19 protein-coding genes are annotated in these 26,104 nt (G+C 68.4%); 13 read left to right on the top strand and 6 right to left on the bottom strand.

Annotated elements, in window-relative coordinates; all coding sequences use genetic code 11:
* Nucleotides 1–133: 133 nt before the first annotated feature.
* The gene (locus AB6807_RS11000; RefSeq protein ID WP_371084557.1) at nucleotides 134–853 is read right to left on the bottom strand and encodes a 16S rRNA (uracil(1498)-N(3))-methyltransferase; all 720 of its coding nucleotides are present in this window, start codon (nucleotides 851–853) and stop codon (nucleotides 134–136) included.
* Between the two features lie 78 nt (nucleotides 854–931).
* Complete coding sequence (locus AB6807_RS10995; protein WP_371084556.1) at nucleotides 932–2,089, bottom strand: aminoglycoside phosphotransferase family protein; 1,158 nt, start codon at nucleotides 2,087–2,089, stop codon at nucleotides 932–934.
* 236 nt (nucleotides 2,090–2,325) lie between these two features.
* Here AB6807_RS10995 and AB6807_RS10990 point away from each other — a divergent pair, with 236 nt between their 5' ends.
* From AB6807_RS10990 to rsmA, 3 genes are read left to right on the top strand one after another with little or no spacing between them, the layout of a single operon-like run.
* Nucleotides 2,326–5,010: an LPS-assembly protein LptD gene (locus tag AB6807_RS10990; RefSeq protein WP_371084555.1), complete on the top strand. Its 2,685-nt coding sequence runs from the start codon at nucleotides 2,326–2,328 to the stop codon at nucleotides 5,008–5,010.
* A 20-nt stretch (nucleotides 5,011–5,030) separates the two neighbouring features.
* Nucleotides 5,031–6,440 (top strand): peptidylprolyl isomerase, encoded by a 1,410-nt coding sequence (locus AB6807_RS10985; RefSeq protein WP_116911688.1) that lies wholly within the window; start codon nucleotides 5,031–5,033, stop codon nucleotides 6,438–6,440.
* A gap of 4 nt (nucleotides 6,441–6,444) precedes the next feature.
* On the top strand, nucleotides 6,445–7,209 hold the full coding sequence (gene rsmA, locus AB6807_RS10980; protein WP_371084554.1) for a 16S rRNA (adenine(1518)-N(6)/adenine(1519)-N(6))-dimethyltransferase RsmA: 765 nt from the start codon (nucleotides 6,445–6,447) through the stop codon (nucleotides 7,207–7,209).
* A gap of 74 nt (nucleotides 7,210–7,283) precedes the next feature.
* Here the strand turns inward: rsmA and AB6807_RS10975 are convergent, their stop codons facing one another.
* The 4 genes from AB6807_RS10975 to AB6807_RS10960 all read right to left on the bottom strand — a co-directional run bounded on the left by AB6807_RS10975 (nucleotide 7,284) and on the right by AB6807_RS10960 (nucleotide 10,935).
* On the bottom strand, nucleotides 7,284–7,532 hold the full coding sequence (locus tag AB6807_RS10975; protein ID WP_165933353.1) for a hypothetical protein: 249 nt from the start codon (nucleotides 7,530–7,532) through the stop codon (nucleotides 7,284–7,286).
* A complete protein-coding gene (locus AB6807_RS10970) occupies nucleotides 7,511–7,936 on the bottom strand; it encodes a barstar family protein (RefSeq protein WP_086011111.1) in 426 nt (141 codons plus the stop codon). Before AB6807_RS10970 ends, AB6807_RS10975 begins: the two co-directional genes overlap by 22 nt.
* A 50-nt stretch (nucleotides 7,937–7,986) precedes the next feature.
* Nucleotides 7,987–8,400: a ribonuclease domain-containing protein gene (locus AB6807_RS10965; RefSeq protein WP_371084553.1), complete on the bottom strand. Its 414-nt coding sequence runs from the start codon at nucleotides 8,398–8,400 to the stop codon at nucleotides 7,987–7,989.
* Between the two features lie 180 nt (nucleotides 8,401–8,580).
* A complete protein-coding gene (locus AB6807_RS10960) occupies nucleotides 8,581–10,935 on the bottom strand; it encodes an NADP-dependent malic enzyme (RefSeq protein WP_371084552.1) in 2,355 nt (784 codons plus the stop codon).
* A 202-nt stretch (nucleotides 10,936–11,137) separates the two neighbouring features.
* Here AB6807_RS10960 and AB6807_RS10955 point away from each other — a divergent pair, with 202 nt between their 5' ends.
* The 10 genes from AB6807_RS10955 (at nucleotide 11,138) to AB6807_RS10910 (ending at nucleotide 26,080) form a co-directional block, all read left to right on the top strand.
* On the top strand, nucleotides 11,138–12,187 hold the full coding sequence (locus tag AB6807_RS10955; RefSeq protein WP_286516866.1) for an SPFH domain-containing protein: 1,050 nt from the start codon (nucleotides 11,138–11,140) through the stop codon (nucleotides 12,185–12,187).
* A gap of 124 nt (nucleotides 12,188–12,311) precedes the next feature.
* On the top strand, nucleotides 12,312–13,793 hold the full coding sequence (locus AB6807_RS10950; protein ID WP_116911683.1) for a DUF4178 domain-containing protein: 1,482 nt from the start codon (nucleotides 12,312–12,314) through the stop codon (nucleotides 13,791–13,793).
* A 57-nt stretch (nucleotides 13,794–13,850) separates the two neighbouring features.
* Nucleotides 13,851–14,069, top strand: coding sequence for a DUF350 domain-containing protein (locus AB6807_RS10945; RefSeq protein WP_093128864.1), 219 nt, complete (start codon nucleotides 13,851–13,853; stop codon nucleotides 14,067–14,069).
* Complete coding sequence (locus tag AB6807_RS10940; RefSeq protein WP_371084551.1) at nucleotides 14,066–15,622, top strand: polyamine aminopropyltransferase; 1,557 nt, start codon at nucleotides 14,066–14,068, stop codon at nucleotides 15,620–15,622. Before AB6807_RS10945 ends, AB6807_RS10940 begins: the two co-directional genes overlap by 4 nt.
* A gap of 117 nt (nucleotides 15,623–15,739) precedes the next feature.
* Entirely contained in the window at nucleotides 15,740–17,368 is a 1,629-nt protein-coding gene (locus tag AB6807_RS10935) for an FAD-dependent oxidoreductase (protein ID WP_371084550.1), read from the top strand.
* A complete protein-coding gene (locus AB6807_RS10930; RefSeq protein WP_371084549.1) occupies nucleotides 17,365–18,525 on the top strand; it encodes a saccharopine dehydrogenase family protein in 1,161 nt (386 codons plus the stop codon). The genes AB6807_RS10935 and AB6807_RS10930 overlap by 4 nt, the downstream gene beginning before the upstream one ends.
* Before the next feature lie 7 nt (nucleotides 18,526–18,532).
* Complete coding sequence (locus AB6807_RS10925; RefSeq protein WP_371084548.1) at nucleotides 18,533–19,021, top strand: hypothetical protein; 489 nt, start codon at nucleotides 18,533–18,535, stop codon at nucleotides 19,019–19,021.
* Nucleotides 19,018–19,395 carry a DoxX-like family protein gene (locus AB6807_RS10920; RefSeq protein ID WP_371084547.1) on the top strand — a complete coding sequence of 126 codons (378 nt, stop codon included), beginning with the start codon at nucleotides 19,018–19,020 and terminating at the stop codon, nucleotides 19,393–19,395. The genes AB6807_RS10925 and AB6807_RS10920 overlap by 4 nt, the downstream gene beginning before the upstream one ends.
* Nucleotides 19,392–19,868 carry a DUF2269 domain-containing protein gene (locus AB6807_RS10915; RefSeq protein ID WP_116911678.1) on the top strand — a complete coding sequence of 159 codons (477 nt, stop codon included), beginning with the start codon at nucleotides 19,392–19,394 and terminating at the stop codon, nucleotides 19,866–19,868. The genes AB6807_RS10920 and AB6807_RS10915 overlap by 4 nt, the downstream gene beginning before the upstream one ends.
* Nucleotides 19,869–20,068: 200 nt before the next feature.
* Nucleotides 20,069–26,080, top strand: coding sequence for an alpha-2-macroglobulin (locus tag AB6807_RS10910; protein WP_371084546.1), 6,012 nt, complete (start codon nucleotides 20,069–20,071; stop codon nucleotides 26,078–26,080).
* The last annotated feature ends 24 nt before the right edge of the window (nucleotides 26,081–26,104 follow it).

Raw genomic sequence — 26,104 nt, 5'->3', positions numbered from 1 at the left:
TTCTTTTGTTTTAAAGAGGTAACGATTGTTTCCCAAGCCTTCGGCGCGCGCGTTGCGGAAAACACTCGTTTTTCGCCCTCTGTTCGGCGCTTGGGCTGCGCCTGGGCCGCTGGCCCCGCAAGTCGAAAGCGGCTCAGAGCCCCGCGAGCGACACCAGCGCGGCCAGCGCCGCCGTTTCGGCGCGCAGCACGCGGGCGCCCAGGGTGACCGGCGCGAAGCCGCGGGCGATGGCCTGCTGCTCCTCGGTGCCGCTCAGGCCGCCTTCGGGGCCGCTGAGCACGAGCGCGCCGTGGCCCTCGGGGATCTGCACCGCCGGCATGGCGCGCGTGCCTTCGGCCAGGCTCAGCACCAGGCGCACGGCATCCGCGCTGCCCTGGGCGTCGATCCAGCCTGAAAACGACTGCACCGGGTGGATCACCGGCACGCGGTTGCGGCCGCACTGCTCGCAGGCCGCGACCGCAATGGCTTCCCAGTGCGCTCGCTTCTTCTCGGCGCGTTCGCCCGACAGGCGCAGCACGCCGTGCGCGGTGGCCAGCGGCTGGATGCTCGCAACGCCCAGTTCGGTGGCTTTCTCGACCAGCCAGTCCATGCGCTCGTTGGCCGGCATGCCGACCGCGAGGTGGACCGCGCGCGGCGCTTCGCGCTCGACCGCCAGGTGGGCACCGACCACGACCGCGACGTCGCTGCGGCCCATGCGCTCGACCGTGGCGGCGTATTCGCCACCCGCGCCGTCGAACAGGGTGAGCGCGTCGCCGGGCTGCATGCGCAGCACCTGCACGTGGCGCGCGGCGCCGGAAGGCAGCGCCAGGCTGGCGCCAGCGGTCAGCGGCACGGAACAGTGGAAACGCGGCATGCTATTGAATATGTAGCGAAAGGCGCCCGCTGGGGGCGCGTTCGGCGGGCATGGCGGGCATCGTGGGCATCACGGGCATCACACCCGGCCGTAGGCAAAGCCGGTGAGCGCCGAAGTGCCCTCGACCTCGTCTATCACGCGCACCAGCGGCGTCAGCTCCATGTAGCGCCCGGCGGTGGCGCGGATGTAGGCGATGAAGCGCGGCGTGTCGGCCAGGTACTTGGGCTTGCCGTCGCGCAGCGTGAGCCGCGCGAAGATGCCGGCCACCTTCAGGTGGCGCTGCAGGCCCATCCACTCGACCGAGCGGTAGAAGGCGCCGAAGTCCTCGTCGACCGGCAGGCCGGCCTTGCGTGCCGCGGTCCAGTAGCGGATGGTGATGTCGAGCACGAACTCCTCGTCCCAGCTCAGGAAGGCGTCGCGCATCAGGCTGGCGATGTCGTACGTGATGGGGCCGTACACGGCGTCCTGGAAGTCGAGCACGCCCAGCGCGGGGCCCCCACTCACCATCAGGTTGCGCGGCATGAAGTCGCGATGCACGTACACGCTGGGCGAGGCCAGGTTGCTGTCGACGATGAGCTTGAAGCTGCGCTCCAGCCGTTCCTTCAACTTGCCCTCGACGGCCACGCCGCGGTGCCGGCCGATGTACCACTCGGGGAACAGCGCCAGCTCGCGCTCGAGCAGCGCGCGGTCGTAGGGCGGCAGCACGCCGGGCCTGGACGACAGCTGCCACTTGATGAGCGCGTCGATGGCCTGGTCGTAGAGCGGGCGGCTGGCGTCGGGGCGGGCCGGGTCGAGCACGTCCAGCATGGTCTGGCGGCCCAGGTCGTCGAGCAGCAGGAAGCCGTTGGCGCGATCCCAGTCGAGCACCTGGGGGGCCAGCACGCCGGCCTCGGCCATCAGCTGGGCCACTTGCACGAAGGGCTCGCTGTTTTCCTTGTCCGGCGGGGCGTCCATCACGATGCGGGTGGGGGCGGCCGGGTCGGTGGTGTCGACGCGAAAGTAGCGCCTGAAGCTCGCGTCGGCCGAGGCGAGCCGCACCGTGTCGGGCAGCAGCCGCTGGGCCTGCGCGATGCCCGCCAGCCAGGCCCGGAACACGTCGGCGCGCTGCGGATCGGTCCAGGGGATCGGCTCGGCAAAGGCCTCGGTGGGGTGCGGGGTGGGGCTCGGAGCGGAGCCCGGGGCCGAGGCCTGGACCGAGTTAGGGGCCAATGAGGCCGGGGGCGAGGGTGCTGTCATGGATAATCGATTCTACAAATCCGCCTGGCGCGGCAACCCCTCGCGGCCGGCTTCCGGCCGAGCCGGGTCGCCGCCGGCCCCTGCAACCCGCCGGCTTGCCGCGCCGTCCCCCGACGAATCTTTCGTTCCGAACCGATGCCTACGACCCAACGCCTTCACGCTTGGCACCTTGTGCGCTCGCTGCTTACCCCCGGGGAGTCGCCTGCTTTTCTCGGAACGGCCGGGCGGGAGGCTTGATGAGCCGACGCGTTCGAGGTGCCGCCGTGCGGCGTTCCAGCCCGCCACTGCCGTTGGCGCTGCTGTCGCTGGCCCTGATGCACGCGCACGGCGCGTCCGCGCAGACCGTGCCTGGCGTGTCCGCGCAGCCCGCCGCCGGCGCGTCCTCGCAGACCGCCGTCGGCGCGTCCTCGCAGACCGCCGTCGGCGCGTCCTCGCAGACCGCCGTTGGCGTCGATGCGCCGCTCACCCTCAAGCGCACGCCGCTGCTCACCGAGGTGGTGCCACCCGCCGAGCGCGGCCAGCTGCCCAGCCTGGTCACCGGCGACCGCATCTCCGGTCGCCCCGACCTCGACACCGTGGTCGAGGGCAACGCCACGCTGCGCCGCGGGCCGGTGTCCATCACCGCCGACCGGCTCGAGTACTACCAGCCCGACGACCTCGCCAAGGCCACCGGCAACGTGCGCGTGAACCAGGCCGGCAACGTGTACGAAGGCCCCGAGCTGCAGCTCAAGCTCGAGACCTTCGAGGGCTTCTTCAACAACGTTCGCTACCAGTTCCTGGCGAACGAGGCGCACGGCGAGGCGCAGCGCATCGACTTCGTCGACGCCAACGTGTCGGTGGCCCGCCAGGCCACCTACACCACCTGCCGCCGCGAAGACTTCCCCGGCTGGATGCCGGCGTGGCTGCTGACCGCGACCACGCTCACCACCGACACCGAAGAAAACGAAGGCGTGGCCAAGAACGCGCGCCTGAGCTTCATGGGCATCACCACGCCGCCCATTCCGAGCGTGAGCTTCCCGCTGTCGAACGACCGCAAGAGCGGCCTGCTGCCGCCCACGGTCGGCATCGACAACACCAACGGCATCGAGATCGCGCAGCCGTACTACTGGAACATCGCGCCCAACCGCGACGCCACCATCACGCCCACGCTCATGAGCAAGCGCGGGCTCAACCTGAGCAACGAGTTCCGTTACCTCGAAAAGGAATACAACGGCACCGTTCGCCTCGACCTGATGGGCAGCGACCGCCTCGTGGGCCAGCGCTACAACGAGCTGCGCACCAGCCAGCTGCAGCAGCTCGCGAACGGAGAAATCCAGGCCAAGGACCTGACCAGCGCGCCCAGCAGCAGCAAGCGCTGGGGCCTGTGGCTGACGCACCACCAGGACTTCGACGCCAAGGCGTTCGGCCTGGACTCGCTGTCGGCCAACATCGCGATCAACCGGGTGAGCGACAACGACTACTGGCGCGACTTCACCCGCACGCCTTCGCTCGCGCAGCGCCAGCTGCCGAACGACGCGTCGCTCAACTGGAGCAAGGGCGACTGGAACGGCATGGTCCGCACGCTCAAGTACCAGAACCTGCAGTACAACCTGTCGCCGATCGTGCCCGCGTACGACCGCATGCCGCAGATCACGGCGAACTACAACAAGTACGACTGGCACGGCTTCGACGTGTCGCTCAACCTGGATTACACGCGCTTTCGCGTGAACACCATCCTGAGCGGGCAGCCCGGCTTCGACTTCAACCAGCAGTCGCAGCCCGACGGCGACCGGGCCTCGGCCATCGCGTCGATCAGCCGGCCGTTCATCACGCCCAGCTCGTTCGTCATTCCGAAGCTGATGCTGAACACGGCTTCGTACAACTACTACGTGCCGCAGGCGAACCTGCCGGTTCTCAACGTCAACGGCACGCAGTACATCGGCGGCATTCCCTACAACCCGGCCTCGCTGTATTTCCTGCCGACCTCCAGCAACCGGACGGTGCCCACGTTCAGCCTGGACAGCGGCCTGATCTTCGAGCGCGACGCCAACTACTTCGGCCGCGCCTTCCGCCAGACCCTGGAGCCGCGCGCGTACTACGTGTACACGCCGTACCGCAACCAGAGCATGCTGCCGAACTACGACTCGGCGGCCAACGACTTCAGCTTCGCGACCATCTACACCGAGAACGCGTTCTCCGGCGGCGACCGCGTCTCCGACACCAACGCCCTCACGCTCGGCGTGACCTCGCGCCTGATCGATCCGGCCACCGGCGTCGAGGCGGCGCGCTTCGGCATTGCGCAGCGCCTGCGCTTCGCCGACCAGAAGGTCACGCTGCCCGGCGGCACCCCGGTGACCGACCGCGCGAGCGACCTGCTGCTGGGCGCCCAGATCAACTGGACGCCCAAGTGGAGCCTGGACACGGTGGTGCAGTACAACCCCGACACGCGCAAGTCGGAGCGCTCGGCCGTCAGCGCGCGCTACAACCCCGAGCCGTACCACAACCTGAGCGCGGCGTTCCGCTACCAGGCACCCTCCACCCCCACCGCGACCGACGGCAACAAGTCGTTCGACGTGGGCTGGCAATGGCCCATCAACGATCTGTGGGGCGACAAGGGCAAGAACCTCGGCCCCGGCAAGGGCCAGGGCGGCGGACGCTGGTACGCGGTGGGCCGCCTCAACTACAGCCTGCAGGACAAGAAGCTGACCGACGGCGTGCTCGGCTTCGAGTACGACGGCTGCTGCTGGATCGGGCGCGTGGTGCTGCAGCGCATCACCACGGGCCTGGTGACGGCCAACACCCGCATCATGTTCCAGCTCGAATTCGTCGGCTTCTCCAGCATCGGCTCCAGCCCGATGCAGGCGCTGCGGCAGAACATCCAGCGCTACGAGCCCCTGCGCCAACCGGGCGAGGCACCGAGCCGCTTCACCAATTACGACTGAGTCGACTGACTGAGCTAGCCATGAAAAACATCCGTTCCATCATCACCCTCGGCTGCCTCGCGGCCATGGCTGCAACGTCGGGCGCCCAGGGCTTCCGCTCGGGCGGCGGCATCACGGACATCATGCGCGCAGGCCCGCGCCTCGGCCCGCCCGCGGCTCGCCCCGCGCCGAGCGCGCCCAGCGCGGCGCCGGTGCAGCGCTCGGCCGAATTCATCGTCGCGCTGGTCAACTCCGAGCCCATCACCAACACCGAGGTGGTCACCCGCGTGGAGCGCCTGCTGAAGGAAAACCCCGACGCCCAGCGCGTGCCGCGCAACGAACTCACGCGCCTCGTGCTCGAACGCCTGGTTTCCGAGCGTGCGCAGCTGCAGCTCGCCAAGGAAGGCGGCATCAAGGTCGACGACGTGGCGATCGACCAGGCCGAGCAGACTGTGGCGCGCCAGAACGACATCAGCCTGGCCGAGCTGCGCCGCCGCGTGGCCGCCGAAGGCATCGCGCAGCAGGACTTCCGAAACGACCTGCGCGACCAGCTGCTGCTCACGCGCCTGCGCGACCGCGAGGTCGAGTCGAAGGTGAAGGTCAGCGACGTCGAGGCCGACGAGTACCTGCGCGACCAGCGCAACGTGTCGGTGAAGAACGCCGCGCTCGAAAACCTGAACCTCGCGCAAATCTTGGTCGCGGTGCCCGAGAACGCCACCGACGCGCAGATTGCCACCGCGCAGCAGAAGGCCCAGGGCCTGGCCCAGCGCGCACGCGCCGGCGAAGACTTCGCCAAGCTGGTGCAGGACAACTCCGATTCGCCCGACCGCGCCAATGGCGGCGCCATCGGCATGCGCAGCGCCGACCGCTATCCGTCGCTGTTCGTCGAGGCCACGCAGTCGACACCGGTGAACGGCATTGCCGGCCCGGTGCGCTCCAGCGCCGGCTTCCACGTGCTCAAGGTCGTGGCCAAGGCCACCGTGGGTTCGGGCGACGCCACCGTCACGCAGACGCAGGTGCGCCACATCCTGCTGCTGAACGACCCGAAGCGCACCACGGCGCAGGCCGTTGCGCAGCTGGCCGAGTTCAAGCGCCGCGTGCAGGCCGGCTCGGCCGATTTCGCCGGCCTGGCGCGCGACAACTCGCAGGACGCCAGCGCCAAGGCGGGTGGCGACCTCGGCTGGTCGCGCCCCGGTCAGTTCGTGCCCGAGTTCGAGGAAGCCATGGACCGGCTCGCCCCGGGCCAGATCAGCGACCCCGTGGTGTCGCGCTTCGGCGTGCACCTGATCCAGGTGATCGGGCGCCGCGAGGCCAAGCTGAGCCAAGGCGAGCAGCGCGAAGCCGCACGCGCCGCGCTGCGCGAACAGCGCATCGAGGAAGCGCTGAGCACCTGGATGCAAGAGGTGCGCGCGCGCGCCTACGTCGAATTCCGCGAACCGCCGCAGTCCTGATTCGATGGCACATATCGCCAGGAAGCGGTTCGGGCAGCACTTTCTGTCCGACGGCGGAATCATCGATGCGATCGTGCGGGAGATCGCCCCGCAGCCCGGCGATGCCATGGTCGAGATCGGCCCGGGGCTCGCCGCGCTCACGCAGCCGCTGGTGGAGCGGCTCGGCCGGCTCACCGTGATCGAGCTCGACCGCGACCTGGCCAAGCGGCTGCGCGACCATGCGCAGCTCGACGTGATCGAGTCCGATGTGCTCAAGGTCGACTTCGCCGCGCTCGCGGACCGCTTCCCCGGCAAGCCGCTGCGCGTGGTGGGCAACCTGCCCTACAACATCTCCACGCCCATCCTCTTCCACCTGCTGGGCTCGGCCCACCTGGTGGCCGACCAGCACTTCATGCTGCAGAAAGAGGTGATCGACCGCATGGTGGCCAGGCCCGCCACCTCCGACTACAGCCGCCTGAGCGTGATGCTGCAGTGGCGCTACGACATGCAGAACGTGCTGTTCGTGCCGCCCGAGAGCTTCGACCCGCCCCCGCGCGTGGACAGCGCCGTGGTGCGCATGGTGCCGCTGGCGACGCCGCCCGCGGTGGACGCCGCGCGGCTCGGCGAGATCGTGCAGGTCGCCTTCAGCCAGCGGCGCAAGCTGCTGCGCCACACGCTGGGCAAGTGGCTGCAGGAACATGGGTTCAGCGGCGAGTTCGATACCCAGCGCCGGGCCGAGGAGGTGCCGGTCGCGGAATATGTGGCTTTGGCGCAAACCGTGGCCCCATGAAAAAAGCCCGTCACAGACGGGCTTTTTAATGTGCGCTGGGATCGTCCCTGGCGCACTTTCTGAATGGACGACGTTTAAGCCGCTGCGAGCCAATAACCCGCGTTGAACGGGCTGCTCATGCGCAGTGCCAGCGGCGACACGTCGACGAGCTTGTCGGTCGGCATTTTTTCGCCGGCCGGCTCGGTGCTGGCGGTGGTTGCTGCTGCTGCGGTATCGGTCACTTCGATGCTGCCATCGAGGTTTTCAGCTTTGGGCTGAGCCTCGTTCGCCCGTTCTGCTTGGCTGGTAGATGCAGAACGGGCTACAGAAAAGAATAGAAGCACCGGAACGGGACCTTGCGGTCGCCCCAGTAGTCCGAGGCGTCGCGGAAGATGTCGAGCAGTTGCTCGCGCGCTTCCTTGTCGAACTTGGCGTTGGCCGGAATCTGCTCCAGCACGATGACGAAACCTGGCTGCGGGCCCGATTTATGCAACGGGTCGGTCATGCAGTCGTACAGCGCGTCGAAGTTCTTCCCGAAGTGGGCCGGGAACGTGAACTGCTGCGCGATCAGGTCGAGCACGTCCTGCTTGGTCTGGGCGTTGCCCAGGTTGGCGTACAGGAAGTGCTGGCCGGCTGCGTTGGCAGCGTCCTGCAGGTCGTTCACGCGGAACGCGCGGATCGATTGCACGATGTTCGGGCGTACGGCACGAAGGGATAAGGTCATCTCCGCTGGTCTTTCCATAGTCATCATCATTTCTTCGGGGCGCTTCGGAGCGCCACCCAGGTCGTTGTCATCGCTCATGGCGCAATCCGTCTGAAACTCGCATAGTGGTCCGCCGTGTACCAGCAGGCCTCGGGTGTGGTGCGTTGTTCGCCACCGCAAACGATCCGTTGTGCACCACGATTGCGCGAGCCGGGTGTCGTCACCGTGTACTCGCGGTAGTGGCCCCGCCGTGCCGGCGGCAAAAGACGTTCGCGATTGCCGAAGACCGTGCCGTCCTTGTCGTACTTGAAAGGGCCGCCGTCGAGGATGGCCCTGTAGGTACGCTGGCCCTGCGTCGGCAGGTCGGACAGTGCAATCGTTCCTTCAGTGGACGTTTTTCCTGCGCCGAACCAGCCGCGGGCCTCGGCCCCCGTCGTCAGCGCCGCCAGCATCAGGCCGGTGAGCGCGAACTTAGTGACAGAAGACGTGATCGAGGCGTAAGCCGCCATGGGGCACCACAAGAAAAGAGCGGGGGGGTGAATTGGCGATCAACCTCGGGGTTAACCCGCAAATTCAAGCCCGCGAGTGTGCACCACGCTGGAGAAAATAGCAAGCGACTGCTCAAAGTTTGAGCAGTCGCAAGGGCTTCGAATGGTGTTTTAAGTTGGCAACCACTCTCGCCAAAGTGCTTATCTCTCGGCGTTTGCGTCGGCCACTGTCAAGGCTGTCATGTTGACGATGCGTCGAACAGTCGCGCTGGCCGTGAGAATGTGCACAGGTTTGGCCGCGCCGAGCAGAACCGGGCCGATCGCGATGTTGCCGCCCGCCGCCGTCTTCAGCAGGTTGTACGAAATATTGGCCGCGTCGATGTTCGGAAAAACCAACAGATTGGCGTCGCCCGCCAGCGCGCTGTGCGGCATGACGACCGCGCGCTGCTTGCTGTCGAGCGCCACGTCGCCGTGCATTTCGCCGTCCACTTCGAGCCAGGGAGCCTGCACGCGCAGCAAGTCGAGCGTCTTGCGCATCTTGATGGCGCTGGGCTCGTTGCTGGTGCCGAAGTTGGAGTGCGACAGCAGCGCGGCCTTCGGCTTCAGGCCGAAGCGCATCATTTCCTCGGCCGCCATGGTCGTGATCTCGGCCAGCTCCTCGGGAGACGGGTCGTAGTTGACGTGCGTGTCCACCAGGAACACCTGGCGGTCGGGCAGCAGCAGGCCGTTCATGCAGGCGTACACCGGCACGTCCTGCGGGGTGCTCGCGCAGCCGCCGGGGCGCTTGCCGATGACCTGGTCGATGTAGTGCAGGTGGATCAGCGTGGTGCCCCAGGTGCCGCAGATCATGCCGTCGACCTCGTCCTTGTGCAGCAGCATCGCGCCGATCAGCGTGAGGCGGCGGCGCATCTCGATCTTCGCGACCTGGGTGGTGATGCCCTTGCGCTCGGTCATGCGGTGGTAGGTCTGCCAGAAGTCGCGGTAGCGGTGGTCCTGCTCGACGTTGACCACGTCGTAGTCGAGCTCTTCCTTCAGGCGCAGGCCGAACTTCTCGATGCGCTGGGCAATGATGGCCGGGCGGCCGATCAGCGTCGGGCGGGCCAGGCCCTCGTCGACCACGATCTGCGCGGCGCGCAGCACGCGCTCTTCCTCGCCCTCGCTGTACGCCACCCGCTTCTTCGGCGAGCGCTTGGCCGCGTCGAAGATGGGTTTCATCGTGGTGCCCGACGCGTAGACGAAGCTCTGCAGCTTGTCGCGGTAGGCGTCCATGTCCTTGATCGGGCGCATCGCCACGCCGCTTTCCTCCGCGGCCTTGGCCACGGCCGGCGCGATCTTCATCATCAGGCGAGGATCGAAGGGCTTCGGAATCAGGTATTCGGGGCCGAAGGACAGCTTTTCACCGACGTAGGCGGCGGCCACGCGCTCGCTCTGCTCGGCCTGCGCCAGGTCGGCAATGGCGTGCACCGCGGCAATTTCCATCTCGTCGGTGATGGTGGTCGCGCCCGAGTCGAGCGCGCCGCGGAAGATGTACGGGAAGCACAGGACGTTGTTGACCTGGTTCGGGTAGTCGGTGCGGCCCGTGGCCATGATCACGTCGGGGCGCACGGCGTGCGCGTCTTCGGGGGCGATCTCGGGGTTCGGGTTGGCCAGCGCGAAGATCACCGGCTTGGGCGCCATCCTGGCGACCATGTCGGCCTTCAGCACGCCGCCGGCCGACAGGCCCAGGAACACGTCGGCGCCCACGATGACTTCCGACAGCTTGCGCATGTCGGTCTTCTGCATGTACTGGCGCTTGTCGTCGTCCATCAGCTCTTCGCGGCCTTCGTAGACCACGCCGGCCAGGTCGGTGACGAACACGTTCTCGCGCTTCAGGCCCACCTTCAGCAGCAGGTTCAGGCAGGCCAGCGCCGCGGCGCCCGCGCCCGAGGTCACCAGCTTGACCTCGCCGATGTTCTTGCCGGCCACCTTCAGGCCGTTGACCATGGCGGCGGCCACCGTGATGGCGGTGCCGTGCTGGTCGTCGTGGAACACCGGGATCTTCATGCGCTTGCGCAGCTCGCGCTCCACGTAGAAGCAGTCGGGTGCCTTGATGTCTTCCAGGTTGATGGCGCCGAAGGTCGGCTCCAGCGACGCGATGATCTCGACCAGCTTGACCGGGTCCTTCTCGTCGATCTCGATGTCGAACACGTCGACGCCGGCGAACTTCTTGAAGAGAACGCCCTTGCCTTCCATCACCGGCTTGGACGCCAGCGCGCCGATGTCGCCCAGCCCGAGCACCGCGGTGCCGTTGCTGATGACGCCCACCAGGTTGCCGCGCGAGGTGTACTTGAAGGCGTTCAGCGGGTCCTTGACAATCTCTTCGCAGGGCGCGGCCACGCCGGGCGAGTAGGCCAGCGACAGGTCGCGCTGGTTGACCATCTGCTTGGTCGCCGCGATGGCGATCTTGCCGGGGACGGGAAACTCGTGGTACTCGAGGGCGGCACGGCGCAACTCGGCGCGTTTGTCTTCGGGCGTGGGAGTCGAGGTCGAGGGGGTCGAAGGGGTCGAATCGGACATGTGCCTGTAGCTCCTGGTGGCGCTTCTTCTGGGGGCGCCGATTGTAGACCTCGCTCCGCGAGGCCCGGGCAGAGGCCATACGCCGCATGGCCAGGGGGTGTACATGACCAAATGCACGGGTTACGCCGTCAAGTCGCTGTGGCAATATGCACAGTTCGGGCAAAAACCTGAAAACACCCTGATAACACCGAGAGGAGCGACCATGGCGCTGATGGATTTCATCAAGAAACAGTTCATCGACATCATCCAGTGGACGGAGACCGGCGATGGCACGCTGGCCTGGCGCTTCCCGATGGCGGAGATGGAAATCCAGAACGGCGCCTCGCTCACCGTTCGCGAATCGCAGGTGGCGGTCTTCGTCAACGAAGGCAAGGTGGCCGACGTGTTCGGCCCCGGCATGTACAAGCTCACGACGCAGACGCTGCCCGTGCTCACGTACCTGAAGAACTGGGACAAGCTCTTCGAGTCCCCCTTCAAGAGCGACGTCTACTTCTTCAGCACCCGCCAGCAGGTCGACCAGAAGTGGGGCACGCCCCAGCCGATCACCATCCGCGACAAGGACTTCGGCGCCGTGCGCCTGCGGGCCTTCGGCAACTACAGCTTCCGCATCGGCGACGCCAAGCTGTTCCACACCGAAATCTCCGGCACCCGCGACATCTACAGCGTGGCCGACCTCGACGGCCAGCTGCGCGGGCTGGTGCTGCAGAACATCAGCAACGCCATCGCGTCCAGCGGCGTGCCCTTCCTCGACCTGGCGGCCAACCAGATCCAGTTCGCGCAGGCGCTCGCCGCGCAGCTGGTGCCCGAGTTCGAGAAGATCGGCATCAAGCTCGAGAACATCACGGTGCAGAACGTGTCCCTGCCCGAGGAGCTGCAGAAGATCCTCGACCAGAAGATCGGCATGGGCATGGTCGGCAACGACATGGGCAAGTTCATGCAGTACCAGACGGCGCAGGCCATTCCGAAGTTCGCCGAAGGCGCGGCCAACGGCGGCGGCATAGCCGGCGACGCGATGGGCCTGGGCGCCGGCGTGGCGCTCGGCCAGGTGCTGGCGCAGAACCTCGCGCAGGGCCTGAGCCCCAACGCGGCGGCCGCCGCCGCGGCCACGCAGCAGCAACCCGCCGTGGCCGTGGTGAGCCCCACCGACGTGATGACCACGCTCGAGAAGCTCGGCGAGCTGAAGACCAAGGGCATCCTCACGCAGGAAGAGTTCGACGCCAAAAAGGTCGAGTTGCTCAAGAAGCTGGTCTAACCCCCAGGCTTCGCGCACTTCGTGTCGCTTCCACTCCCCCCTTGCAGGGGGCGATGCCCGCGGCCCGGCGTAGCCGGACCCGTGGCATTCCCCGCCCCGTTCGCCGTATCTCCGTCAGCGCGCCATGGCTGAGGAAACCGGCAACCAACGCTACTACCGCGCGCCCTGCCCCGGCTGCGGCGCGCCGGTCGAATTCCGCTCGGCGCAATCGACGCACGCGGTCTGCCCCTACTGCCAGAGCACCGTCGTGCGCCAGGGCGACACGCTGGCGCGCACCGGCAAGATGGCCGAGCTGTTCGACGATTTCAGCCCGCTGCAGCTGTTCGCCGCGGGCCGCATCCAGGACAAGCCGTTCACGCTGATCGGCCGGCTGCAGTACACCTACCCCGGCGGCCGCTGGACCGAGTGGATCGCCGCGCTCGACGGCGATCGCACCGGCGTGCTCAGCGAGGACAACGGCGCCTACGTGTTCGCGCTGCCGTTCGACATCCAGCGCGCCGCGCCGCCCTTCGGCGAGCTGCGCGTGGGCGCCACCACCGCCTTCGCGGGCCAGAGCTACACCGTCACCTCCAACGAACAGGTGGCGCTGACCTCCGCGCAGGGCGAGCTGCCGCACCTGCCCGAGCTCGGCAAGCCGTTCGCGATGGTCGAGCTGCGCAACGACAAGGGGCTGGTGCTCAGCCTCGACTACGGCACCGCGCCGCCCGCCGCCTACCTCGGGCGCTCGGTGCAGCTCGAGGACCTGCAGCTCACCGGCCTGCGCGAGGATTCCGCCAAGAACGAGACCGGCCGCAGCTTCAACTGCCCGAACTGCGGCTCGCCCGTCACCGTCAACCTGGCCGACAGCAAGAGCATCACCTGCCGCTCGTGCAACAGCATCATCGACCTGTCGCAGGGCATCGGCGGTGAGCTGAAGCACGCCGCGCAGAACGAGCCCGTGCGCCCGCTCATCGCGCTGGGCACCATGGGCCAGCTGCAGGGCGCGCAGTGGCAGGTGGTGGGCTTCCAGCACCGCATGGGCACCGAGCCCGGCGACGACGAGATGTTCGGCTGGGACGAGTACCTGCTCTACAACAAGAAGCGCGGCTTCAGCTTCCTGGTGGACGCCGAAGACGGCTGGAGCCTGGTCAAGCCGACCACCGGCGCGCCGGTGATGGCCGAGAACGGCAGCACCGCCACCTACCTGAGCAAGCGCTACCAGCAGCAGTACGCCTACAACGCCGAGACCACCTACGTGGCGGGCGAGTTCTACTGGCAGGTGGAGCGCGGCCAGAAGACCTTCAACCGCGACTTCGCCAACGGCCCCGCGCTGCTGTCGATGGAGCGCTCGGCCAACGAGCTCACGTGGTCCTCGGGCATCAAGCTCGACAGCGGCGTGGTGGCCACCGCCTTCAAGCTCGACGCCAAGAAGGACATGTTCAAGCGCGCCGACGCGCTGCCCGTGAGCGCCGCCTCGGGCATGGGCTGCGGCACGATCATCCTGATCATCGTGGTGATCATCATCGTGCTGATCATCCTGAGCACCTGCAGCAGCGGGTCGTCGGGCGGCTCGCGCAGCTCGGGCGGCTCCTATGGCGGTTATTCGAGTGGCGGCGGCCACAAATGACGGCGAAGATGCGCACGCGGTGTGCGATGACCCTTACTACTACGACTGGAGGTCCCCATGGGATTTGAATGGCTGAAACCGGGCGTGGTCCTCGGATCGCTCGTGTACGCGCTGATCGGCGTGATCATCTTCTGGCTCTGCTTCCTGATCATCGACAAGATCACGCCCTACGACCTGTGGGGCGAGATCGTCGAGAAGCAGAACGTGGCGCTGGGGCTGGTGGTTGCCGCGATGAGCCTGGGCATCAGCATCATCGTGGCCGCAGCAATCCATTGAGCGACGCGGCCCTGCCCGCGCGCACCCCGGATGCGCGGGGGCCGCAACCCGTGGAGATCGCGCTGCTCGCCAGCGTGTTCGTCGTCGCGGCCTGCGGCCTCGTCTACGAACTGAGCGCGGCCGCGCTGAGCAGCTACCTGCTCGGCGACTCGGTGCTGCAGTTCAGCACCATCATCGGCACCTACCTGTTCGCCATGGGCGTGGGCTCGTGGCTCTCGCGCTATTTCGACCGCCAGCTGCCCGCGCACTTCCTGCGCATCGAGCTGATGGTGGCGCTCATTGGCGGCGCGCTGCCGGCCATCCTGTTCCTGGCCAACGCCTACGTGCCCAGCGCCTTCCGCCTGCTGCTGTACGGCCTGGTGATGGTCGTGGGCACGCTGGTGGGGCTCGAAATTCCGCTGGTCATGCGCATCCTGAAGCGCAACATCGTGCTCAAGAACCTGGTGTCGCAGGTGCTCACCTTCGACTACCTCGGCGCGCTCGCGGTGTCGGTGGCGTTTCCGCTCATTTTGGTGCCGCAGCTCGGCATGATCCGCACCGGCCTGCTGTTCGGCTTCATGAACGCGGCCGTGGCCGTGTGGGCGCTGTGGCTGTTCCGGCACGAGCTGCGCCGCATCGGCGCGCACGCGGTGGCCTGCTTTCTCGCGCTGGCCGCGCTGCTGGCGGCCTTCGTGTGGGCCGACCACATCACCACGCTGGCGGAAGACAAGTTCTACCAGGACCACATCGTGTTCAGCGCCACCTCGCCCTACCAGCGCATCGTGGTCACGCGCGGGCTGCTCGGGCACCGGCTGTTCCTGAACGGCAACCTGCAGTTCGCCGAGCGCGACGAGTACCGTTATCACGAGGCGCTGGTGCACCCGGTAATGGCCGCGCAGGGCGCGCCGAAGAAGGTCGCCGTGCTCGGCGGCGGCGATGGCATGGCGGTGCGCGAGATATTGAAGTACCCCTCGGTCGAATCGGTCACGCTGGTGGAGCTCGACCCGAACATGACCCAGCTCTTCACCACGCACGAGACGCTGGCCGCGCTCAACGGCCATTCGCTGTCGTCGCCCAAGGTGAAGATCGTGAACACCGACGCCTTCCAGTGGCTGCAGCAGCCGGGTGATACCTACGACGTGATCGTGGTCGACTTTCCGGACCCGACCAACTTCGCCATCGGCAAGCTCTACACCAACAGCTTCTACGCGCTGCTCGAAAAGCGCCTGTCGGCCAGCGGCTACGCGGTGATCCAGACCACCTCGCCGCTGGTGGCGCGCAAGAGCTACTGGACCGTGGCGAGCACCATCGAGTCGGTCGGGCTCACCGCCACGCCGTACCACGCGCACGTGCCCAGCTTCGGCGAGTGGGGCTACATCATCGCGAGCCGCCGGCCGTACCGCATGCCCGATGCGCTGCCCGCGGGCCTGCGCTTCCTGTCGCCTTCCACGCTGCCGCTGATGTTCGACTTTCCGCTCGACATGGCGCGCGTGCCGACGGAAGTGAACCGCCTGTCGAACCAGATCCTCGTCACCACTTACGAACAGGAGTGGGGCAAGGTCATGGCGCATTGATATGACTCGCCCCCAGGCTGCGCGCACTTCGTGTCGCTTCGCCAACCCCCTACCGGGGGCAACACCTGCGGCCCGGCAAAGCCGGTTCCGCGGTGTTCCTCGACGAAAGCAGGTGCCATGAGGCGTCGTGGTTTCCTGGGAGCCGCAGCGGGCGCCTTGGCGCTCGCGGGCTGCGAGGCGCCGCCCGCGCCCATCGAGGGCGGTTTCACCGGCATCGACGTCATGCGCGGCCACGCCATGCGCGACGGCGCGCTCAAGCGCCAGGCGCCCGCCGTCGTGAAGCGCACGCGCGTCGTCATCGCCGGCGGCGGTGTCGCCGGCCTTGCCGCAGCGCGCGCGCTGCGGCTGGCGGGCATCGACGACTTCGCGCTGCTCGAACTCGAAGACTCGGCCGGCGGCAACGCGCGCGGCGGCATGGTCAACGGCATTGCCTGCCCGCTGGGCGCGCACTACCTGCCGGTGCCCGGCGACGACGCGCGCGAGGTGCAGGACCTGCTCGAAGAACTCGGCCTGCGCCGCCGCGTGGCCGGCCGCTGGGAATACGACGAGGTCACGCTCTGCCACAGCCCGCAGGAGCGCCTGTTCTTCCACGGCGAATGGCAGGACGGCCTGCTGCCCGTGCACGGCGTGACCGACAGCACGCTGGCGCAGTACCGCAAGTTCTCGCAGCGCATCGACGCGCTGCAGCACGCGGCGCATTTCGCCATTCCCACGCTCAAGGTCGCGCTCACGCCCGAGCTGCTGGCGCTCGACGCCATCCCCTTCGCCAGCTGGCTCGACAGCGAAGGCTTCAGCGACGCGCAGTTGCGCTGGTACCTCGACTACTGCTGCCGCGACGACTACGGCGCGGGCATCGCGCAGGTGTCGGCCTGGGCCGGCATTCACTACTTCGCGAGCCGGCACGGCTTCCACGCGCCCGGCGACCCGACCGGCAGCGCCAACGACGCCAACCCCGAGCGCGACGGCATCCTCACCTGGCCCGAAGGCAACGGCTGGCTCACCAAGCAGCTGGCCCGCCCGCTCGGCGAGCGGCTGCGCACCGGCCAGGTCGTCACGCGCATCGCCGACGTGCGCGGCGGCGTCGAGGTCGATGCGTGGGACGCGGCCAGCCAGTCGATGGTGCGCTGGCAGGCCGAGCGCTGCATCGTCGCGCTGCCCGTGTTCATCGCCGCGCGCGTGGTCGAGAACCCGCCCGAGGTGCTGAAGAACGCCGCTGCCCATGTGCGCTACGCGCCCTGGCTGGTCGCCAACATCCACCTGCGCGGGCCGCTGGCCGACCGCCACGGCGCGGCGCCCAGCTGGGACAACGTGATCTACGGCACCAAGGGCCTGGGCTATGTCGACGCGCGCCACCAGGCACTGGACCCCACGCCGCGCGGCACCGTGCTGAGCTGGTACCGCCCGCTGGGCGCCAGCGGCTACGACACGGGCGACGGCCGCAAGCTGCTGCTGGAGCGCCCCTGGACCGGCTGGCGCGACGACCTGCTGGCCGAGCTGTCGGTGCCGCACCCCGACCTGCCTTCGCTGGCCACGCGCATCGACATCACGCGCTACGGCCACGCCATGTCCATTCCGCACCCCGGCCTGCTCGCGCGGATCGGCCCGCAGCGCAGCGCGCCCGACGACGCGCACCGCGGCAGCGTCGTCGCGGGCCGGCTGTCGTTCGCGCACGCCGACTGGTCGGGCTACTCGATCTTCGAAGAGGCGTTCACGCGCGGGCACGTGGCGGGGGCCGCGCTCGCATGAAGACGCTGGTGCTCGGCGGCTACGGCAACTTCGGTGCCCGCATCTGCCGCGCGCTGGCCGCGGACCCGCACATCGAACTGCTGGTGGCGGGCCGCGATGCGCAACGCGCGGCGGCCTTCGCTGAGACGCTGGGCGGCAACGCTCGCAACCCTCGCAATGCACGCGGCGTGCGTGTCGACGTGCAGGCGCACGGCTTCGCCGACACGCTGCGCCAACTCGGCGCCGAGCTCGTGATCCACACCGCCGGCCCGTTCCAGGGCCAGGACTACCGCGTGCCGCAGGCCGTGGCCGAGGCGGGCGCGCACTGCATCGACCTGGCCGATGGCCGGCGCTTCGTCTGCGACTTTCCGGCGGCGCTCGACGGCATCTTTCGCACCGCGGGCCGCACGGCCGTGAGCGGTGCGAGCACCGTGCCCGCGTTGTCGTCGGCGGTGGTCGACCACCTCACCGCAGGTTGGCAAGCGGTTCGCAGCATCGACATCTGCATCGCCCCCGCGCAGGGCGCGCCGCGCGGCGAGGCCACGCTGGCCGGCGTGCTCGCCTACTGCGGCGAGCCGGTGCGCGTGTGGCAAGGCGGGCGGTGGGTCGAGCAGCTCGGCTGGGCGAACCCCACCAGGGTCGAGTTCGCGCGCATGAAGCCGCGCCGCGGCGCGCTGTGCGACATCCCCGACCTGGAGCTTTTTCCCGCGCGCTATGCCGGCGTGCAGTCGGTCATGTTCCGCGCCGCGCTCGAAGTGGGGCTGGCGCAGCACGCCTTCGCGTTCATGGCCTTCCTGCGCCGCGCGGGCTTGCTGCCCGCGCCGCACAAGCTGGCGCCGCTGCTGCATTCGGCCGGCCGCGTGTTCGATGCCATGGGCAGCGCGCTCGGCGGCATGGTCGTGCGCGTGGAGGGCACGGATGCGCAGGGCAAGCCGGCGCGGCGCGCCTGGCACATCGCGGCCGACGACAACCACGGGCCCGAGATTCCCTGCATGGCCGCCATCCTGCTGGCGCGCCGCCTCGCGCGAGGCGACGCGTTGCCCCGTGGCGCGCATGCCTGCGCCGGCCTGTTGACGCTGCACGAGTTCGAGCCCGAGTTCGCGCGCTGGGGCATGGTGACCGACATCGTCGACGAAGCCGCAACCGACGCACAGGGCCATGGCGCACCGGCGTTTTGAGTTCGACATGCCGGCCCCGGCCGACGTGGTGTTCGACGCCTTCCACTATCACGTGTGGCGCGCGCGCTGGGACTCGCTGGTCGGCAGCGCCCGCGTGGTGGGCGGCGCGCCCTGCCCCTTCGTCGGCGCAGAGACCGAGAACACCGGCGGCGGCTTGCTGCGCGGCCTCTCGATGCGCACCCGCTTCGTCACCTTCGACCGGCCGCACGTGGCGGCGGCGTCGATGGTCGGCCAGTCCTTTCCCTTCAGCCGCTGGGCCGCGTCGATGCGACACCGCGACACGCAGCCCGGCCAGTCGGTGCTGATCTACGTCTACACCATCGAGGCCGGCCCGAAGGTGCTGCGCGGGCTGCTGGAGCCGGTGGTCGCGTGGGTGTTCGCGCGGCAGACGCAGCGGCGCTTCATGCGCATGCGCGCGTTCCTGGCCGCGCACGCGCAGGAGGTCGTCGAGTGGCAGCGCACGCAGAGCACGCAGCAAGGGCATGACGCCGCATGACGGCCCCCGGTGACGACACCCGCCCGCTGCGCTTCAGTCTCGTGGCGGTGTGGTTGTTCACCGCCGTGGCCAGCCTGGTCGAGCGCAACGGCCAGAGCCGCGACGTGCTGGCCGCCGCCGGCATCGCCTCACCAGAATGGTGGGTGCAGGGCCTGATCGTCGGCGGCTCGGCGGCGGACCTGGCCGTCGGCATCGCGCTGTGGCGCTGGCCCGGCCGCGCAAGCTATGCCGCGGCCTTCGCCCTGATGCTCGGCATGACCGCCGTGGCAACGGTGCTGCAGCCCGGCCTGTGGCTTCACCCTCTGGGCCCGTTGCTCAAGAACATTCCCATCGCCGCCCTGCTCTGGCACCTGTACCGCCGCGCGACTCCATGAACACCTACCTTGTCTTGAAGTGGCTGCACATCGTTTCCAGCGTGTTGATGGTCGGCACGGGGCTGGGGTCGGCGTTCTACATGTTCTTCACCAACCGCAGCGGCAGCGTGCCTGCGCAGGCGGTGGTCAGCCGGCTGGTGGTGCGCGCCGACTGGTGGTTCACCACGCCCACCGTCATCCTTCAACCGGCCACGGGTTTCGCGCTGGCGCACATGGCGGGCTGGCCGATGTCCACGCCGTGGCTTGCGTTGTCGTTGCTGTTGTTCGTGTTCGCGGGCATCTGCTGGCTGCCGGTGGTGTGGCTCCAGGTTCGCATGGCCGCCCTCGCGGCGCAGGCGCACCGTGACGCCACGCCGCTGCCGCCGCTCTACGCGCGCTACCAGCGCTATTGGGAGTTGCTCGGCTACCCGGCGTTCGTGGCGATGGTCGTCGTGTTCTATCTGATGGTGAACAAGCCGCAGCTGTCGTTTTGAGATGGGGCGGGCGCTGCGTTCAGGGCGCGATCACGCCGGCGGTCTGTGCACCAACCCCGAAGGCTCGTGCGATTTTCACGAAGACTTCACACACGGCGCCATCGCTTCACAAGCCCTGAGCACACTCCCCAACGCCAACAAAAACAGCGGAGGCTTCCATGCTTCGAGTCGCCAACAGAAAACTAGCGTCGCTCAGTGACGTGCTCTTTACCGGACTGGGCCGCGTGCTCGGCTTTCTGCGTCCGGTGGCCCGCGGGCTCATCGGGTCATGGCGACCGCCGGGGTGGCTGCGCATCGCGGGTGCGTTCGTGCTGCTCGGGCTGCAGTGGCTCCAGCAACGCCTGGCCTGGCTCGTGTTGCTGCTGTTGCTGCTGCTCGCCGGCTGGCTGGCCAGCCCCCATGTGCTGAAGTGGTGGCACGGGCTGACGCCTGACCGCGTCGAGCCCGTGGTCGCCACCGCGAAGACCGAGCCGCCGCAGCGCACGCAGATCGAATTCGACAAGGGACCCAACCCCTTCGTCGTCAACTTCTCCGCCTCCGTGGCGCCCATTGCGCGCATCGGCCAGGAAGCGACCGGCGTCGCCATCGAGCCTGCCATTGCAGGCCGCTGGACCTGGGCCAGGCAGAACCGCCTCGAGTTCCTGCCCGCGCAGGACTGGCCCGTCGGCCAGCCCTACAAGGTGCAGCTGGCCGGCAACGCGCTCGCGCCGCACATCGAGCTGGCGCAGCGCAAATACGAGTTCACGTCGCCCGAGTTCACCGCGCAGATCGCCGCCGCCGAGTTCTACCAGGACCCGGTGCAGGCCAACGTGCGGCGCGCCCTTTTCCAGGTGCGCTTCTCGCACCCCGTGAACACCGCCGAGTTCGAGAAGCGCCTGGTGCTCACCTACGACCAGGCGTGCGGCACCTCGTTCTTCAGCGTGGGCAAGTGCGCGAGCGAGAAGTTCACCGTCAGCTACGACAAGCTGCGCCTGAACGCCACCGTGCAGTCCGAGCCGCTGCCCGTTCCCGAAAAAACGCGCCCCGTCGTGCTGAGCCTCACGGCCGGCACCGTCGCGCAAAAGGGCGGCCTCGCCCAGCGCGGCGACGCTTCGCGCGCCGTCGACATTCCCGGCCTCTACAGCCTGAGCATTTCCAGCATCGACCCCACCATCGTCACTGGCGAAAACGGCGAGCCCGAACACGTGATGCACGTCACCGCCTCCATGCCCGTGCACGAGCGCGAAATGGCGCGCGTGGTGCAGGCCTGGCTGCTGCCCGCCACCGAAGAAGCCAAGGGCAACAAGGACGACAACGAAGAAAAGTTCGACTGGTCGGCCGACCCCTCCAAGGTGACCGACGCCGTGCTGCGCCGCGCGAAGAAGATCAACCTGCAGCCCATTGCCAGCGAACGCGAAGTGACCGACATGGTCAGCTTTCGCATGCCCCAGGCCGAGGGCGGGCGCTACCTGCTGGTGCGCATCGCCAAGGGCCTGAAGACGCCCGGCGGCTACCAGCTGGGGGCGGCGCGCCAGGACGTGCGCCTGCTCAAGACCTTCGCGCCCGAGCTCAGCATCATGAGCCAGGGCTCGCTGCTCGCGCTCTCGGGCGAGCGCAAGCTGCCGATCCTGGTGCGCGACCTGCCGGGCATTCGCCTCGAAATCGGCCGCCTGCTGCCGCAGCAGCTGCAGCACCTGGTCACGCAGACCAACGGCGACTTCTCGCACCCGCAGTTCTACGGCGGCCTCACATCGGACAACCTGGTCGACCGCTTCCAGAAGGACATTCCGCTGAGCATTCCCGCCGGCAAGGCGCACTACGAGACCGTCGATTTCGCGGAGTACCTGCGCAACGACGTGGCCGACCGGCGCGGCGTGTTCCTGCTGAAGGTGCAGGGCTACGACCCCGCCGCCAAGAAGAAGAAGCCCGAAGGCGACGGCGATGCCCAGGCCGAAGGCGCGCAGCAGGAAGAACAGTCTTCCGAGTCTTCCGAGTCTTCCGAGAGCGAAGACGGCAGCGACAGCAACAGCGAAGCCGGCAACCCCGAGCAGCAGCTCGACCAGCGCCTGGTGCTCGTCACCGACCTGGGCATCGTCGCCAAGAAGTCGCTCGACGGCACGCGCGACGTGTTCGTGCAGAGCATTGCCAGCGGCCAGCCCGTGGCCGGTGCGCTGGTGGAGGTGTGGGGCCGCAACGGCATGATCGTCGCGTCGCAGAGCACCGACGCCACCGGCGCCGCCAGGCTGCCCAACCTGGCCGGCTACCAGCGCGAGAAGACGCCCGTGGTGCTGGTGGTGCGCAAGGAAGGCGACCTGAGCTTCCTGCCCTTCAACCGCAGCGACCGCACGCTGGACATCTCGCGCTTCGACGTGGGCGGCCTGCGCGCGGCGGGCGTGCCCAACCAGATGACGGCCTACGTGTTCAGCGACCGCGGCATCTACCGCCCCGGCGACACCATGCACATCGCGATGATGGTCAAGGCCGGCAACTGGGGCACCTCGCTGCGCGACCTGCCGCTGGAAGCCGAGATCATCGATGCGCGCGGCCTCAGCGTGCGCCGCGAAAAGCTCAAGCTCGGCCCCGGCGGCGCGGCTGAAATCGCGCACACCACGCAAGACAGCTCGCCCACTGGCAACTACACCGTCAACCTCTACCTGCCGCGCGAGTCCTCGCCCGGCACGCCCGAGGTGGAAGGGCTGCTCATCGGCAGCACCACCGTGAAGGTGCAGGAGTTTCTGCCCGACCGCACCAAGGTGACCGCCAAGCTCAGCAGCGAGGCGGCCGAAGGCTGGGTCAAGCCGAAGGACCTGAAGGCCTTCGTCGATGTACAGAACCTCTTCGGCACGCCCGCGCCCGACCGCAAGGTGGAAGGCACGCTCACGCTGAGCCCCGGCTTCCCGGTGTTCCGCGCGTTCACCGACTACGCCTTCTTCGACCCGCAGCGCGCCGCCGACAAGCAGGTCGACGACCTGGGCAGCGTGCAGACCGGCGCCGAGGGCAAGGCCGAGTTCGACCTGCGCCTGTCGCGCTTCGACGCCGCCACCTACCAGGTGCACGTGCTGGCCAAGGCCTTCGAGCCCGAGGGCGGGCGCAGCGTGTCGGCCGAGGCGCAGACGCTGGTGAGCGACATGCCCTACCTGGTGGGCGTGAAGACCGACGGCGACACCAGCTACGTGAGCAAGGGCGCCGCGCGCAACGCCTCCGTGATCGCCATCGACCCGCAGGCGAAGAAGACGGCCGTGGCCGAGCTGAAGCTCGAGCGCGTGGAGCGCAAGGTGCTGTCGGTGCTCGTGAAGCAGGACAACGGGCTGTACCGCTACGAGTCGCGCAAGAAGGAAGTGGTGCTCGACGAGAAGCCCTTCGCCATTGCCGCGGCCGGCAACACGGTGGCGCTGGACACCGGCGCGCCCGGCAACTTCGCGTACGTGGTGCGCAACGCGCAGGGCCAGGAGCTCAACCGCGTGGAGTACAGCGTGGCGGGCAACGCCAACGTGTCGCGCTCGCTCGACCGCAACGCCGAGCTGCAGCTCACGCTCGACCGCAAGGACTACGAGCCGGGCCAGGAGATCGCGGTGAGCATCCGTGCCCCTTACGTGGGCGCGGGCCTCATCACCATCGAGCGCGACAAGGTCTACGCGCACGCATGGTTCAAGACCGACAAGACCGCCTCGGTGCAGAAGATCGTCTTGCCCAAGGACTTCGAGGGCACCGGCTACATCAACGTGCACTTCGTGCGCGACCCGTCGTCCGACGAGGTGTACATGAGCCCGCTGTCGTACGGCATCGTGCCCTTCGCCACCGCGCTGACCAAGCGCACCGCCAACCTGCAGCTCACGAGCAGCGAGCTGGTGAAGCCGGGGCAGACCGTGAAGATGAAGCTCACCAGCGACAAGCCCACGCGCGCCGTGGTGTTCGCGGTGGACGAGGGCATCCTGCAGGTGGCGCGCTACAAGACGCCCGACCCGCTGAAGCACTTCTTCCAGAAGCGCGCGCTCGAGGTGGGCACGCTGCAGACGCTCGACCTGATCCTGCCGGAGTTCAAGAAGCTCATGCAGGGCGCGGCACCCGGCGGCGACGGCGAGGGCGAACTCGGCAAGCACCTGAACCCGTTCAAGCGCAAGCGCGACAAGCCGGTGGCCTACTGGTCGGGCCTGGTGGACGTGAACGGCAGCCGCGAGTTCAGCTACACCGTGCCCGAGAGCTTCAACGGCAGCCTGCGCGTGATGGCCGTGGCCATCAACGACGAGACCACCGCCGCCAAGAGCACGCGCACCGTGGTGCGCGGCGACATGGTGATCCTGCCGAACGCACCGCTGGCCATGGCGCCGGGCGACACGGTGGAAGTGGGCGTGGGGCTGGCGAACAACATCGCGGGCTCGGGCAAGGAAGCGCCTATCACTCTCACGCTCACGCTCCCCGCCTCGGGCGGGCTCGAGGTGGTGGGCGACGCCACGCAGACGCTGAAGGTCAACGAGCGCGGCGAGGCCAGCACCAGGTTCAACGTGCGCGCCAAGCCGGGCGCGCAGGCGGTGCTGGGTTCTTCGGCGCTGGTGTTCACATCGACGCACAAGACCTTCAGCGCGCGCCTGTCGACCGAGGTCAGCGTGCGGCCCGCGTCGCCCTTCGTCACGCTGGTGCAGGCGGGCAGCTTCCAGCGCGCCGGCGAGCTGAGCAGCAAGGCCGATCTGTACCCGAACTTCCGCCAGAGCGACGTGGCCGTGTCGGCCGCGCCCTGGGCCTTCGCGACCGGGCTCATGCAGTACCTGGAGGCCTACCCGCACGGCTGCACCGAGCAGATCACGAGCCAGACCTTTCCGGCGGTGCTGCTGTCGGGCCGGCCCGAGCTGGTGAAGGAAATGGCGCGCGGCCGCACGCCCGAGCAGGGCCCGATGCCCGAGGCGCGCAAGACCTTCGAGCGCTACCTGGTGCAGCTGCGCGCGCGGCAGACGGCCGACGGCGGCTTCTCGCTGTGGCCCGGCGCGGGCACCGACGCCTTCGCCACGCTGTACGCGGTGCACCTGCTGGTCGAGGCCAAGGACCACAAGCTGCCCGTGCCGCAAGACCTGCTGCAGAAGGCCAACACCTACCTGCAGGGCTGGCTCGGCAGCGGCGACACCTCGCTCGACGGCTGGCGCCAGCGCACGCAGGCGGCCTACCTGCTGACGCGCCAGGGCATCATCGCGCCGGCCGCGCTGGCCAACCTGCGCGAAGCCTGGCGCGGCAAGAAGACGCAGGGGTGGAACGACGACCTGGGCGCCGTGTACCTCGCCGCGAGCTACCAGCTCGTGAAGCAGGAGCAGGTGGCCGGCGAGTTGCTCGACCCGGTGTGGAACGACCTGCTCGCGCGCACCGAGAAAAAGCAGCGCCACAACGTGTGGGGCGCGTACTACGACCCGCTGGTGCACGACAGCATGACGCTGCACCTGGTGGGCCGGCACTTTCCGGCGCGGCTGAAGACGCTGAAGCCCGCCGTGTGGGAAGGCATGGCCGCGATGGTGCGCGACGGTTGGTACAACAGCCTGTCGTCGGCCTCGATGCTGCTGGCGGTGGACTCGTACTTCGAGGCCGTGGGGCAGAACGCCGAAGGCAAGCTCACCGCGAGCGCCATCGATGCGCAGGGCCAGGCCGCGGCGCTGGCGCTGGGTGCGGTGAACCCCATCACGCGCGCCGCGGTGCCCGCCGGCACGGCGAAGCTGAAGCTGTCGAACGACAGCGACTTCAACCTCTACTACAGCTGGGCCGAGCAGGGCTTCGAGCGCAACGTGCCCGCCACGCCGGTGAACCAGGGCATGGAAATCTTCCACGAGGTGCTCGACGCCAAGGGCAACCCGGTCACCAAGGTGAAGCTGGGTGACGAGGTCACGGTGCGGGTGCGCGTGCGCAGCCTGGAGCGCGCGCAGGTCAACGACGTGGCGCTGGTCGACGTGCTGCCCGGCGGCCTGGAGCCGGTGCTGCAGGCCGTGGGCGACGACGACGACACCCATGCCGATGCGCCGATCTGGAAGAAGCGCCTGGGCGGTGGCGGCTCGTGGCAGGTGCAGTACGCCGACATCCGCGAGGACCGCGTGGTGTTCTACGGCGGCGTCGGCAAGGAGCTGCTGGAGGTGACGTACAAGGCGCGCGCCACCAACGTGGGCGACTACGTGGTGCCGGCGGCGTACGGCGAGGCGATGTACGACCGCCGCGTGTTCTCGCGCTCGGCGGGTGGGCGCTTCCAGGTGGTGGCGAATTGACCGCGACAACGGCGCGCGTTGTCC

The sequence above is a fragment of the Variovorax sp. RCC_210 genome (genome assembly GCF_041355175.1).
Lineage (GTDB): Bacteria > Pseudomonadota > Gammaproteobacteria > Burkholderiales > Burkholderiaceae_C > Variovorax.
The sequence above is the reverse complement of the archived record's forward strand: the minus strand, read 5'-3'. Positions and strand labels throughout refer to the sequence as shown.

Coding starts and splice junctions, on each gene's coding strand:
- rsmA (WP_371084554.1), top strand. CDS start 6,445: ATGGCACATATCGCCAGGAAGCGGTTCGGGCAGCACTTTCTGTCCGAC.
- AB6807_RS10955 (WP_286516866.1), top strand. CDS start 11,138: ATGGCGCTGATGGATTTCATCAAGAAACAGTTCATCGACATCATCCAG.
- AB6807_RS10995 (WP_371084556.1), bottom strand. CDS start 2,089: ATGACAGCACCCTCGCCCCCGGCCTCATTGGCCCCTAACTCGGTCCAG.
- AB6807_RS10960 (WP_371084552.1), bottom strand. CDS start 10,935: ATGTCCGATTCGACCCCTTCGACCCCCTCGACCTCGACTCCCACGCCC.
- AB6807_RS10985 (WP_116911688.1), top strand. CDS start 5,031: ATGAAAAACATCCGTTCCATCATCACCCTCGGCTGCCTCGCGGCCATG.
- AB6807_RS10925 (WP_371084548.1), top strand. CDS start 18,533: ATGCCGGCCCCGGCCGACGTGGTGTTCGACGCCTTCCACTATCACGTG.
- AB6807_RS10965 (WP_371084553.1), bottom strand. CDS start 8,400: ATGGCGGCTTACGCCTCGATCACGTCTTCTGTCACTAAGTTCGCGCTC.
- AB6807_RS10915 (WP_116911678.1), top strand. CDS start 19,392: ATGAACACCTACCTTGTCTTGAAGTGGCTGCACATCGTTTCCAGCGTG.
- AB6807_RS10950 (WP_116911683.1), top strand. CDS start 12,312: ATGGCTGAGGAAACCGGCAACCAACGCTACTACCGCGCGCCCTGCCCC.
- AB6807_RS10945 (WP_093128864.1), top strand. CDS start 13,851: ATGGGATTTGAATGGCTGAAACCGGGCGTGGTCCTCGGATCGCTCGTG.
- AB6807_RS11000 (WP_371084557.1), bottom strand. CDS start 853: ATGCCGCGTTTCCACTGTTCCGTGCCGCTGACCGCTGGCGCCAGCCTG.
- AB6807_RS10935 (WP_371084550.1), top strand. CDS start 15,740: ATGAGGCGTCGTGGTTTCCTGGGAGCCGCAGCGGGCGCCTTGGCGCTC.
- AB6807_RS10930 (WP_371084549.1), top strand. CDS start 17,365: ATGAAGACGCTGGTGCTCGGCGGCTACGGCAACTTCGGTGCCCGCATC.
- AB6807_RS10970 (WP_086011111.1), bottom strand. CDS start 7,936: ATGACTATGGAAAGACCAGCGGAGATGACCTTATCCCTTCGTGCCGTA.
- AB6807_RS10920 (WP_371084547.1), top strand. CDS start 19,018: ATGACGGCCCCCGGTGACGACACCCGCCCGCTGCGCTTCAGTCTCGTG.
- AB6807_RS10990 (WP_371084555.1), top strand. CDS start 2,326: ATGAGCCGACGCGTTCGAGGTGCCGCCGTGCGGCGTTCCAGCCCGCCA.